Origin of the sequence: Streptomyces sp. NPDC052721, from assembly GCF_040678315.1 — a bacterium.
Lineage (GTDB): Bacteria > Actinomycetota > Actinomycetes > Streptomycetales > Streptomycetaceae > Streptomyces.
On sequence record NZ_JBFATL010000010.1, the window covers coordinates 138,886 to 150,940 of the forward strand.

12 protein-coding genes and 1 pseudogene are annotated in these 12,055 nt (G+C 68.9%); 6 read left to right on the forward strand and 7 right to left on the reverse strand.

Annotated elements, in window-relative coordinates; all coding sequences use genetic code 11:
* Window positions 1-232 precede the first annotated feature (232 nt).
* A complete protein-coding gene (locus AB0L21_RS12935) occupies window positions 233-514 on the reverse strand; it encodes a hypothetical protein (RefSeq protein ID WP_365783878.1) in 282 nt (93 codons plus the stop codon).
* A 149-nt stretch (window positions 515-663) separates the two neighbouring features.
* Between AB0L21_RS12935 and AB0L21_RS12940 the strand changes: the two genes are divergently transcribed.
* From AB0L21_RS12940 to AB0L21_RS12950, 3 genes are read left to right on the forward strand one after another with little or no spacing between them, the layout of a single operon-like run.
* Window positions 664-1,881 carry an FtsX-like permease family protein gene (locus AB0L21_RS12940; RefSeq protein WP_365783880.1) on the forward strand — a complete coding sequence of 406 codons (1,218 nt, stop codon included), beginning with the start codon at window positions 664-666 and terminating at the stop codon, window positions 1,879-1,881.
* Window positions 1,878-2,237, forward strand: coding sequence for a hypothetical protein (locus AB0L21_RS12945; protein WP_365783882.1), 360 nt, complete (start codon window positions 1,878-1,880; stop codon window positions 2,235-2,237). The genes AB0L21_RS12940 and AB0L21_RS12945 overlap by 4 nt, the downstream gene beginning before the upstream one ends.
* A gap of 11 nt (window positions 2,238-2,248) precedes the next feature.
* Complete coding sequence (locus tag AB0L21_RS12950; RefSeq protein WP_365783884.1) at window positions 2,249-2,575, forward strand: FtsX-like permease family protein; 327 nt, start codon at window positions 2,249-2,251, stop codon at window positions 2,573-2,575.
* 302 nt (window positions 2,576-2,877) lie between these two features.
* Here AB0L21_RS12950 and AB0L21_RS12955 read toward each other — a convergent pair whose 3' ends face one another.
* The 4 genes and pseudogenes from AB0L21_RS12955 to AB0L21_RS12970 all read right to left on the reverse strand — a co-directional run bounded on the left by AB0L21_RS12955 (window position 2,878) and on the right by AB0L21_RS12970 (window position 6,833).
* Window positions 2,878-3,795: an alpha/beta hydrolase gene (locus AB0L21_RS12955; protein ID WP_365709664.1), complete on the reverse strand. Its 918-nt coding sequence runs from the start codon at window positions 3,793-3,795 to the stop codon at window positions 2,878-2,880.
* A 305-nt stretch (window positions 3,796-4,100) separates the two neighbouring features.
* Window positions 4,101-4,676 (reverse strand): hypothetical protein, encoded by a 576-nt coding sequence (locus AB0L21_RS12960; protein WP_365783886.1) that lies wholly within the window; start codon window positions 4,674-4,676, stop codon window positions 4,101-4,103.
* A gap of 388 nt (window positions 4,677-5,064) precedes the next feature.
* Window positions 5,065-5,661: pseudogene (locus tag AB0L21_RS12965) on the reverse strand (sigma-70 family RNA polymerase sigma factor); the annotation flags it as partial.
* 269 nt (window positions 5,662-5,930) lie between these two features.
* On the reverse strand, window positions 5,931-6,833 hold the full coding sequence (locus AB0L21_RS12970) for an RNA polymerase subunit sigma (protein ID WP_365783888.1): 903 nt from the start codon (window positions 6,831-6,833) through the stop codon (window positions 5,931-5,933).
* Between the two features lie 325 nt (window positions 6,834-7,158).
* Here AB0L21_RS12970 and AB0L21_RS12975 point away from each other — a divergent pair, with 325 nt between their 5' ends.
* A complete protein-coding gene (locus tag AB0L21_RS12975; protein ID WP_365783890.1) occupies window positions 7,159-7,893 on the forward strand; it encodes an alpha/beta hydrolase in 735 nt (244 codons plus the stop codon).
* Window positions 7,894-8,268: 375 nt separating this feature from the next.
* Complete coding sequence (locus AB0L21_RS12980) at window positions 8,269-9,618, forward strand: NAD(P)/FAD-dependent oxidoreductase (protein WP_365783892.1); 1,350 nt, start codon at window positions 8,269-8,271, stop codon at window positions 9,616-9,618.
* Between the two features lie 103 nt (window positions 9,619-9,721).
* On the opposite strand, the gene AB0L21_RS12985 is transcribed toward AB0L21_RS12980, so the two are convergent.
* Window positions 9,722-10,249: a hypothetical protein gene (locus AB0L21_RS12985; protein WP_365709674.1), complete on the reverse strand. Its 528-nt coding sequence runs from the start codon at window positions 10,247-10,249 to the stop codon at window positions 9,722-9,724.
* A gap of 182 nt (window positions 10,250-10,431) precedes the next feature.
* Entirely contained in the window at window positions 10,432-10,617 is a 186-nt protein-coding gene (locus AB0L21_RS12990) for a hypothetical protein (RefSeq protein WP_365783894.1), read from the reverse strand.
* A gap of 383 nt (window positions 10,618-11,000) precedes the next feature.
* On the opposite strand from AB0L21_RS12990, the gene AB0L21_RS12995 reads away from it, so the two are divergent.
* Window positions 11,001-11,744 carry an RNA polymerase subunit sigma gene (locus tag AB0L21_RS12995; RefSeq protein ID WP_365783896.1) on the forward strand — a complete coding sequence of 248 codons (744 nt, stop codon included), beginning with the start codon at window positions 11,001-11,003 and terminating at the stop codon, window positions 11,742-11,744.
* Window positions 11,745-12,055 lie beyond the last annotated feature (311 nt).

Below are 12,055 nucleotides of genomic sequence, written 5' to 3' on the forward strand. Positions count from 1 at the left end.
CGCTCCCACAGCCCCAGACAGCAGGCCCAGGCCAAAGGCGATCGCTCGGGGAAAGAAATTTGTGAGCGCTGCCGACGCTCCTCCCGTCATCAGGAGAGGTGCCTGCCCTGCGGTCGCTGAGCGCCGCCGATCTCGGGGACCATGCCCGTATCGGCCGACGTGTGGTGTGCCGCCGGGCGAAGGAGAGGGCATTCGCTACGACGCCCGGCGGGACGCGCGGCACGGGGACTTGTCAGATGGAGGCTTCTGCGTGCATCTGGGTGTTCACGTCAACGACGTTGACCCGTGCCCCGCTCACAGACGACAGATTGACCTTGATGTCGTCGTCAAACGTTCCGCTGGAATTGGTCCTGTCGGCGTGTTCTCCCGTCTGATGGGTCGTCGGGCCGCCGTTGGTGAAGATGTCGTATGCGACTTTGACATCTCCGTTTTCCGAGAAGCCCGCCCCGTCGACGTGGATGAACCTACCTTGCGGCGTCTGAATGGCCCGCAGGGATGCGCTTGGAACCAGCATTCCGCGGTGTTGTGATCCGCGGCCGGCTCGTGGAACCGGAGGGGCCCGATGCCCCCTTGCCGCCCGGACTCGACAGGTATCCGCAGCCAGGCGAAATGGTCGTGTCACCGGCCCTCGGACGACTGCTCGCGGAGCCTGGGAACGGACTGTTGCGAGCACGCCTCGACCACCCGGTCGCGGGAGAGGTGGACGACTCGGGTCTGCTCGGTCCCGGCGAATACGTTTTCTTCCTGGGCGGCGAGCACATGGAGAGCGGCGTGGCGGGCGCACGGCGGCTCGACCACTTCGGCAAGGTCTATGCGGACAAACCCCTGGCCCCCGGTCTCGTCCTGCTCACCGTCGTCGGCATGGTGGTACTGCTCGCCCCGGTCGCCGTGTTCATCGCCGCAGTCACCAGGTTCGGCGGTGAACACCGCGACCGGCGGCTGGCGGCTCTGCGGCTGATCGGTGCGGACCGCGGCATGACGGCCCGGATCGCCGCCGGTGAGGCGCTGGTCAGCTCCCTCATCGGCGTCGTTGCGGGCGCGGCGCTGTTCGCGGTGGGACGCCGTTTCGTCGAACTTGTCGATGTCCGGGGACTCAGTGTCTTCCCGCAGGACCTCACCCCCGAGCCGTCCCTGGCGGCCGCGGTGGTCGTGACCGTGCCTTGTCTGTCCCTGATCAGCGCTCATCTGGCGATGAACAAGGTGGTCGCCGAACTGCTGGGAGTGGTGCGCAGGTCCGTCGGCGCAAAGCGGCGACTGTGGTGGCGCGTCGCCCTGCCCCTGTTCGGCCTGTTGCTCCTGCGGACGTCCGTCCGGGACGCATCGCAGGTTCAGAGCACGGCAGGTGTCGTCACGGTGGTCGCCGGTATGCTTGCGCTTCTCGTGGGCGTGACCGCTGTCATCCCGTGGCTCCTCGAGCGGTTCACCGAACGGGTCGGCGGGTCGGGCTCCCTTTCCTGGCAGCTCGCGATGCGCAGGCTGAGATGGCACAGCGAGGCGTCCACCCGATCGGTCAACGGGATCGTGGTTGCCGTCGCCGGGGCCATAGCGTTGCAGACCCTTTTCACCGGTATCGCCCACAGCCATACGGGTAACCACCCGTCCACGACACGGGGGCGGCCGGCGCCGGACACGCGGGTCGGCGTGGTCCGTCTGGTCGGAGCCCAGCGTGAGAAGCCGTACGCTCCCCTCCTCGCCCGGACTCCCGGAGTGACACGGGCCGTCGCCTTCAGCGAGATGCAGGTGAGTGAGGTCCCCTACGGCATCCGGCAGACCGTACGCATCGCCGGCTGCGCGGAACTTCGTCTCCTGGCCGCCGTGCCCACCTGTTCGGACGGCGACGCCTTCCTGGTCACGTCCCCAACGGGAGCACGGACGACATGACCGAGTGGGAGACCGGCACGAGGATGCGCATGGGCGAGAGTGGCCCGGTCTGGCGGGTGCCCCGGATCACCGCCACGGTCCGGGCCAGGCCAGGAAACCCTCAAGGCGCCTTTCCCGAGACGATGCTGCTCGCCGCTCCCGGCGCCGCCGGCACGACCGCGACCGCACACGCAACCCATGCCGTGAGCCTCGCGTACCGGACTTCCCGAGAAGACGTCCGGGACCGCATCCGCACCGCCGCGGTCCGGTTGAACCCCCGGTTCCAGGTCGACTTCCCGGGGGACCGCAAGGAGGACACGGCCCTGAGCAGCATCAGGCGCGCCTTGCTCGCAGGCGGGCCGTCGTCCTGCTCCTGATCGCCACCAGCATGCTGATCGGTGCCGTCGAACAACTGAGGGACCAGAAACGCGTCATGGCCATGCTCATCGCCGTCGGCACTCGGCGGCGAACCCTCAGCGGCTCGGTGTTGTGGCAGACAGCGCTGCCCGTGGCGATCGGAATGCTGGTGGCGGGCCTGGTCGGAACGGCGCTCGGCGGCACCCTCCTCCACCTCGTCGGCCGTACGATGGTGTTCGACTGGGTCAGCATGCTGGCGATGACCGGTATCGGCGCGGTATCGGTCCTGTTGGTGACCCTGCTGACGCTGCCGACCTTGGGGCAGGTCACCCGAGTGGAGGCCATTCGCCACGAGTGATGTCCGCACCCGGTGACCGACGGTTCCGTGGACGTGCTCGGCCACGCGACCAGATGACAGGTCACGGTGCGAGACCCTGGGCAGTCCAGCGAGGACTGCGGCTCCCTGTGAAGGAGCCGGCACATGCCCCAGGACCGGCCCGCAGGTGTGCGGGAGCCCTTCCGACGGGACTGCGCCGGAAGCTGGTCGGCTCGGTCGCGCGGCCGACGGACGGCACCGTCGTCGCCCGCGTCACGGGTCCGCTCAGCTCCCGGCGCCGTAGCCGGCCTGGGGCCGTTTGCACACTGCTGTCCGGCGCGAAGCTACAGGGTCGGCCGGCCCCCCAGCACACCCTGACCACGGAGGAAAGCGAGAACCGCATCGCTGAACTGTGCGGGCCGTTCGATGTGCGCGAGGTGTCCCGTGTCCTCGAGGATCGACAACTCCGTTTCGGGCATGGCCTCGTGCAGGAGGCGGGCCCATCGGGGTCCGCAGATGAAGTCCTGCCTGCCGGCCAGGACGAGTGCCGGTGTGGTGATACGGGGCAGGGCGTCCCGGACATCGAACGGGATGCCCTGGCCGCGGGTGGGGGCCGCATACATCCGGAGCGACTGGCGGGCCGGAGCGAACTCCCGCTCCCTGCCCCAGTAGTCGAAGAGATAGGCGGGCATGATCTTGCGCAGGACGGCGGTGGTGCCGTCGTCATCGAGCAGGTCCAGGCGGGCCGTGAGCGCAGCGACGTAACCGGCCACCTCCGGATGGTCGTCGACGTGACGGTCCACGAAGCGTTGCATGGCGGCCACCGCCGCCGCCCAGAACTGGTCGTCTGCCACCGGCGACGTGTCGTACAGGACCAGGGCGGCGAGCCGCGCCGGGTGGTCGAGGGCGTACTGCTGGGCGACGAAACCACCGTGGGAGTGGCCGAGCAGGGTGACCTCGGGCAGTTCCAGGTGTTCGACCACATGGTGCAGAAGACGCGCGTATGTGGTCACGGAATAGTCCCCCGGATCGGGGAGCCGTCCGGAAGCGCCCGTGCCGACCGGCTCGATGTACACCATGGTGAGGCTGCGTTCGAGCGCGGGCATACGCAAGTATTCCCAACCGATGCCGGGTCCGCCCGAGTGAGCGATGCATACCGGGCCCGAACCGGCGACGTGGTATCGCTGTTCGACGTGGGCGGCGTCGTGAGGGACGGTGATCGTGTGGGTGCCGGGGGACAGCGGCGCTGAAGAGTGCTTCACACCTTCCGATGATCCACTGCGGGGTGGCGCCCTCCAACAGGAAAAGCAACATGTCATCCCACTGTTATCGGGCCGCTCGGTCGAACATCGCCGGAGCGGCCGACGTGGTGCACTGTTGACTCTCAGCACCGTGTGAGTGCGATACACTGATCACAGTGTTCCTGACGCTGGGTGGTAACCCCGGACAAGCGTCAGGAGCGCTTTCACACCCGCTGCACGGAGCCGAGCGGGTGCAGTGCCCCGGACGTCACCGATCCCCCGCAGACGGCGTCCGGGGCCGTTCACAGTCGCCACCGTGGATCTGGTCAGGAACGCCGGGCCCGGTAGAGACCCCGGCCGGTCCGTCGGACCCGGGACGTACCGACGAGACGGTCGAGTGCGCTGCGCACCGCGTTGATGCTTCCATTGTCGGTGTCGCGGCCGAGTGCCGCCGCTACGTCCCGGGCGCGTACGTCGACGTAGCCGGCCTGCGAGAGGTACTCCAGGATCTGCTCGGTGAGCTTTCCGTACGTCCGTTTCCCCTCGGCCTCGGGGCGGGGAGCCCGCATGCCCGGTCCCTGCCGGTTCCCGGGCGGTCCCGAGGTCCGGGTGACTTCCGCGGCTGCGGGACGTCCGGCCGGTGGAGTGTGCGCCCGTCCGGGCCCCGGGGCACGACTTCGGGCCGCACCGATGGTGTCCACGGGATCCGGCGTGCCACCCGTTGGATCCGCCATCAGGACCTGGAGTGCGCCCAAGGCCTGCTGGAGGGTGTCCAGATGGGCCATGACGGCGGCCAGTTCCCTCTCCAGCGCATGCTTGTGGAGCCGCAGACGGGCCAGATCCTGCCGCAGCTCCTCAGCGGTGACCTCGATGTTGCGCGCCGCGCCAGTTGCCGGGGCCATGTCTTCCCCTCGTCCTCGTCTTTGCCGCGCCCGGCCCGTTCACCGATTGTCGACACCGGCCCGCTGGAAACGCAACGACGCACGCCTACGTAGCGGGGGGATCATGCCAACCCACAGGTTCCCACCGTGGCCGAGCAGCCGCCGCGACGGTGGCAGGTCTGAAGCACGTTGTGACAGTGCTGGCGCGGCCTGCCGTGCCCTCCGCCTCGACGGCAACGTGGGCCTTGCTCGTCAGTCCGCCCCGGGAACGCCCGAGCGCAGTCCTCACCGCAGGTCAACGGAGCTCGAGCAACGCCCCGAACACCGGGACAGGCAGCGCGGCGCCCAGCGTCTTGTCCTGTCGACAGCGAGTGGGACGGGAGGACCTGCCACCGAGCTGACGGGCGTCGTCCGGGGCCAGGACGGCCTCCAGCGAGGCGACGTCTCCGGTCCGCGCCGCCGAGACGAAGGCATCGAGGAGCCGTCGGTGCTGGGCCGTGTCCACGGACTGCCGATGCTCGGCCGACAGGTGCCTGCGGGCCCGGCTCACGATCTTGCGCGCATTGACAGGGGTCACACCGAGTATCCCGGCGATCTCGGTGTAGCCGTAGTCGAACGCCTCCCGCAGTACGTAGGCGGCCCGCTCGCTCGGGTTCAGCTTCTCCAGGAGGAGGAGCAGGGCCAGCTCCAGTGCCTCGGCCCGCTGCGCGCCGATCTCCGGGTCGCTGCTCGTGTCGACGGGCTCGGGCAACCAGGGGCCGATGTAGGTTTCGCGGCGCACCCGGGCCGACTGGGCCACGTTGATGGCCAGCCGTGTCGTCGCACTCGACAGGAACGCAACGGGGTTCACCACCACCGAGCGGTCCGTTCTCTGCCAGCGCACCCATACGTCCTGGACCACGTCCTCGGCCTCCATCGCACTGCCCAGAACGCGGTATGCGATGCCGAACAGACGTGGGCGGAGCTCCACGAAGACAGATACGGCCTCCTCCAGGCTGCTCCCCATGGAGGGCGTCTCACGATGCATGATCCTTCTGTCTCCGTTCCCCGCGGATCGGTGCTGCCGGCGGGCACGCTCGTACGGCTGCCGCGTGACGGACCGCTCATCAGCCGACTCCAGGCCACGCCACAACAAGTCACATTGATTTCAACTGTGTCTGCTTCATAGACCAGGGCCATCCCGGATCCGTTACAGGTCGATCGTGACGAGTTGTTGTGAGCAGCGACAAAAGTGTTGTGGGCTTGGCCTGCCCGGGCGCACGGTGTGGATGCGCCTCAGTCTCCGAGGGCTCTGGCGGTGGGGGCGCCAGGGGTGTGGGGGCGGTTCCACGTGCGCAGTTTGTCGGGGTTGAGGACAGCCCAGACCTGGAAGACGTAGTGGTCGGCGATGTCGAAACTGATGACGGCGGCTACCTGGTCGTTGTGGCGTACGACGATTGCGGTACGGCCGTTGGCCGGGCTGAGGTGCAGAGTCGTGTGCGGTCGCGGGGTCAGGAGGGTGAGGAGAGTGCGAGCGACGTGCTGATTGCCGTGCACCGGCCTGGCGAGGGCACGCACCTTGCCGCCACCGTCGAAGAACGCGGCGGCGTCGGATGCCAGCAGGGATGCCAGATGAGTGGCGTCGGCCGTGGTGCAGGCTCGCCGGACCGCGCGGACGATCCTGTCGTGCTGCTGTGGTGTGGTGGGGTGCGAGCGGGTGCTACGCAGACTACGGCGGGCGCGGTCGGCGAGTTCGGCGCATTCGTGTGGCGTCCGTCCCACGATGTCGGCGACCGCTCGCGGTGGAATGGCGAAGACATCGTTGAGGACGAACGCCGCTCGTTCAGTAGGGGACAGAGCGTCCAGGGCGTTGAGCAGGGCGCCGCTGATCTCCTCCTCCAGGGCACGGTGGAGTCCCGCCACCGTGCCGCCGTCCTTCCCGCCCGGGCCTGCGGGTCGTCGCTCGGGCAGGATGAGGCGTGCCAGGCAGATGGAGCCCGTGCTTTCGGTCAGCCAGGCACCCGGGTCGGTGATGCGTGCCTTCTGGAGATCTGGCAGGTCGTACCACTGCCGGTAGGTCTCGGTGACGGCGTCCTCCGCCTCGGGGCCTGTGCCCAGCATCCAGTAGGCGACGTTGAGCAGATGCCGTCGTTCGTCGAGCAGATCCGCGAGCGGCACCGCGTCACCGGCCTGGTCCATACGGCATCCTCCTTCTCACACGGCACCGCGTCACCACCGCCGAGATCGGCTGGATCGACGCCCGTGACGGTCGGCGGAAGGAGCACCCGGTCCCGGACGCCCTCGGCCGACGGGCTCGTCTTCGGTGCCCTCAGGAGTGCAGACCGGGCAGGCACGGATCATGTGACACCAGGATGACCCCGTACCAGATCCGAGGGACTTCCACTCTGTCACGCCGCCGTGTGACGATGAGCGAAGCCCGGCAAATCCACGTACATAACAGTGTGACAGGATGCTCTCCCGACACCGATCGCGAGGCGACGCCCGCTGACGAAGGGACCTGTCCATGCCTGCCATCCTGATCCACGGCGTCCCCGATACCCACCGGGTATGGGACGGCGTGCGGCGGCACCTGACCCGCACCGACGTGGAAGCCTGGGACCTACCCGGCTTCGGCGCGGCACGCCCGGCCGGCTTCGGATCCACGAAGGAGGAGTACGTGGACTGGCTCATCGAACGGCTGGAGCGGGTCGGTGAGCCGGTCGACCTGGTCGGTCATGACTGGGGATGCATATTCACCGCCCGTGTCGCCTATCTGCGCCCGGATCTGGTCCGTACCTGGGCCGGGGGCAACGGGCCGATCAACTCCGAATACGAATGGCACCCGTTGGCCAAGATCTGGCAGGACCAGGTCGAAGGCGACCGCTTCATGGAGGAACTGCAACCGGAACAGTTCGCCGACGACCTGGCGACCGGCTTCGACGTGCCCATCGACCTGGCCCGGGAGACGGTGAGCCACGTGGACGGTCCGATGAAGGATGCCATCCTCAGACTGTACCGGTCGGCTGTGACGACGGGGGCGGAATGGGAGCCGGGGCTGTCCGCGGTGTCGGCACCGTGCCTGGTCTTCTGGGGAGCGCTCGACCCTGCCTGCCAGATCGAGTTCGGGCGCAAGCTCGGCGCCTCCCTGCACGTGTCCGCGGTGATCGAGATGGACTGCAATCACTGGCCCCTGCTCCAGCGGCCCGCAGAGGTGGCCGACATCCTGGAGGCGCACTGGAGCCGGCACGCGAACGCGTGACGAACGCGCCGGCCGCACCGACGGCCGGGGCGGCACGGCGCACGCCGGGCGGCAGCTCGGGGAACAAGGGCGACTGGACCGCGATCTGGTTCGGCGGCAGCAGGGGGGCCCTGCCCTCCGCACGGACACAGCCCGGTACCGGCGGGCCGCATGACGGCCGGCGGTATGTACGCAGCGTGCGTGTGGCAATCCGGCGGTCGGCACTGCAAACGCCCTGTGTCTCTGCGACGAGGGACGGTATCCAGTCCGAGGGGCGGACCAGAAACGGCGCCGCCGGTTGGCACGTACGGGATTCCCGGTTCTGCTCCCGGTCACGTCACACCACGAGGTCCTGGTCGGTCTTGATAGGTGAAACCGAGAGGAACAGAGGACACCGTGCGTGAGATCTTGATCGTGGGTGGTGGTTACGCGGGTTTCTACACCGCGTGGGGCCTGGAGAAGAAGCTGCGTCGGGGTGAGGCACGCGTCACCGTGGTCGACCCCCGCCCGTACATGACGTACCAGCCGTTCCTCCCCGAGGTGGTCGCCGGGTCGGTGGAGGCCCGGCATGCCGCGGTCTCGCTGCGGCGGCACCTGCGCCGGACCCGTGTGATCGCGGGCGCGGTGACGGAGATCCGCAACAGTGCTCGCACGGTCACGGTCCGGCCGGAGACCGGGCCGGACTTCGACCTCCACTACGACGTGCTGGTGGTGACGGCGGGGGCCGTCACGCGCACGTTCCCGATTCCGGGACTGAGCGACCAGGCGTACGGACTGAAGCACGTCGAGGAGGCCGTGGCGATCCGCGACCGGCTGCTCACCTCGTTCGACCGCGCGGCGACCCTTCCGCGCGGGCCCGAGCGCCGCAAGCTGCTCACCGTCACCGTCGTCGGAGGCGGATTCTCCGGGGTGGAGGGCTTCGGGGAACTGCTGGCTCTGGCGACCGCCCTGCTGAAGCACTACCCGGAGATCGATGCGGGAGAACTGGGTTTCCACCTGGTCGAGGCGCGGGGCCGGATCCTTCCCGAGGTGACCGACCGGTCCGGTGAATGGGTGGTGCGCTCGCTGGAGAAGCGGGGTGGCCGGGTGCATCTGAACACCCAGCTCGTCTCCGCGAAGGACGGGCACGTCGTGCTGTCCGACGGGGAGGAGTACGACTCGGGCCTGATCGTGTGGACGGCGGGCAACGCGTCCAACCCGATCGTGCACAACCACACCGACCTCCCGGTCGACGAACGGGGCCTGCTGACGGTGCGTGCGGATCTCCGGGTCGGCACGGACACCGAGGCGGTGGCGGATGTCTGGGCGGCCGGCGACGACGCCTCCGTGCCCGACCTCGCCGCGGGACGGCCGGGGGCCCGCACGGTGCCCAACGCGCAGCACGCCGTCCGCCAGGGCAAGCTTCTGGCGAAGAACATCCTGGCGTCACTTCGGGGCCGGCCGGCCAAGGACTACGTGCACCACAGTCTGGGCGTGGTGGCCACGCTGGGGCTGGGCCGCGGCATATTCCAGTACCGGCGCCTGGTCATCAAGGGCTTCCCGGCCTGGCTGATGCACCGGGGCTACCACGTCCTGGCCGTACCCAGCTGGGAACGCAAGGTCCGTGTCTTCGCGGTGTGGGCCACCGCCGCCTTCTACGGCCGCGACATCGTGTCCCTCGTCTCGGTCCAGCACCCGAGAGACGCCTTCGTCTCCAGTGGCGCCCCACGGCGCAGCGAGGAGCCCACGGACGTCGTCGCCGGATGAGCCGGCGGTGACGTACCGGGTGACGGGTGTCTCGCTGGGAGCACCCGTCGCCCGGAGGTGACAGCGCCACCCATGACCTGACGCGGCGAAGTACGGTCCCCGGTCAGGGCTTGGCGGCGCGGTAAAGGCCGCGGCCGACACGGCGAATGCGGGAGGTGCCGACCAGACGGTCGAGCGTGCTCCGCACGGCGTTGATGCTGCCACTGTCTGTGTCCCGGCCCAGAGCGGCGGCGACATCTCGGGCACGGACGTCGGTGTCCGCGACTTCGGCGAAGTACGTCAGGATCTGTTCGGTCAGCTTGCCGTACTTCGGTGCGCTGTCGCCCTCGGCCTCGACGTCGGCGTGGTCGGTCCTCGCCCGGCTCGCGTCCGAGTCCTCGATGGTGTCCGCGGGCGCGGGCTGCGCCGTCGGCCCGACATCCACGGACCCGGGTGCCGCAGACGACGGAGCGGCCATGGGCATCAAGGCCTGAAGCGCGCTGAGGGCTCGTTGCACGGAGTCGAGGTGAGCGGTGACCGCGGACAGTTCCCGCTCCAGCGCCTGCTTCTGAACCTTCAGCCGGGCCAGGTCCTCCCGGAGGCTCTCGGCGGTGATCTCGATGTTACGAGCCTTGGAGGTCACGGAGCCCATGTGTTCCTCTCGTCCTCAACCCTTGTTCCGCAGGGCCGCCGATGTCAACCGGGCCCAACACCGTTGGATGCTACCCGCACATCATATGCAACGGCCCCAGCCGGTCGGGAACGGAGCGGGCTGACACCGGAGAGCACGCATCGACTGGCGAGGCGCTTCACCGGGTCCGCCCGCTCGATCTGTCACGGGTGGTCGGTCCTGGAGTGATCGAGCCTGGTGCCGTCCGTCTCGCCCGGGTGCTTCCGGCCGTCGGCGGGCCGGGCCACCGAATGCTGCAGTTGCCGGAGGGCCTCGGAGACCGCGTCGATGCGGGCGTCCACCGTGTCTATCGCCTCTCGGAGCAGGTGCAGCCGGCGTGTCCCTGCCATGCTCTTCCTTCTTCGCCGCACGGCTCGAGCGATTGCCGCTGCAAGCCGTCGACACCGCATTGACCAGGCAGTGGCGGGAGCTGTGACAGCCGTGGAGCCGCGCGCCCCGTTACTTCGGCTCGCAGCCTGGATCAGGGGCGTCCTCGGCGAAGGGGGCGCCGTGCGGCAGGACATACTACGCAACACCTTGCGCGTGCTGATCCCCTTCGGAAGGTGGGTATTCAGGGGCTCGCCCGGGTAAGTGCACCTCAGGAGCGGCCTGTTCGACAGGACTCACTGTATTGCCGTGGGAAATGACATCGACAGCCGGGTCCCATGACAGTGTGTTTCGGCGAACAATGAGGTGGTCACGAGACGTACACGGCTTCGGCGGGAGAACGCGTATGGAGCCCGGCGGTGACATCCTGCCGATCATGGAGTTGATCGACGAGCGAAGACATCTGCTGGAGGTCGCTCACTGGATGCTGGGCAGTCGCCTGGCTCGGCTGGCCCTGCCCGGCCGCGGGGAAGACGCCCCGGGTCCCGTGCCGAGGAGGGAGCAGCACGGTTCGCGTCCGGAGACCGAGGTCAGCGCGGTGTTGCTGCGAACGCCGGACGCGCTCTCGCCGGTCGAGCGGGTAGCGTTCGTGATCAATGACGTGTTCGGAATGGCACCGGGCACGATCGCGCACATCGTGGGACGGTCCGAGGCGGAACGCACCGAGCCGGCAGACCGGGCCCGCCGGAGCGTTCGGGCCCGGCGCGCGCAGCCGACGCCGCCACGTCGGCAGGACGAGATCGCCCACGCCGTACGACACGCGTGCGCCGACGGGGACGCCGACCGCCTGGCGTCCCTGCTGAACCCGGACGCCATCGCATTCTTCGACGGCGGAGGCAAGGTCCGCGCGCTTACGCGGTCCGTCACCGGCAGCGGAGGTGTCGCCCGGAGTCTGGTGGCCCTGTTCGCCCGGCACCCTCGCACCACCCTGCACACGCGCTCCGCCAACGGACGCACTGGTCTCGTCGCCCGCTACGACGACCAGGTCGCCGCGGCAATCAGCCTCGACATCACCGGCTCGCGTGTCGTCCACGTCTGGGTCGTCCTCAATCCCGACAAACTGCGTTCCTGGAACCGCCCTCGTTCATGACGAGTCGCCCACGGACCCGGTCCCGGACGCGGGGGACGGCCGTGCGGCGGGAGCGGCGTCGAGGAGGGCGGGGCTCCGACGCGGGCTCAAGACCCACCTGGTGAATCGGTCGCGGATGCCGGAGTTCAACGACAAGGGCAACGGCCGAGCTCAGGTCGCGTTCGGCGGGGGCGCCTTCGCATGCATCGGTGGATCACTCGCAGGCCTTCGGAGACGCGAGCCCGGCGCCGTCTCGGTGTCACACACACGTCGGCCGCTCGGTCCTTTCAAGTGACGAGCGGTGGTGTACTGCCACCCGCGTCTTCGCACTC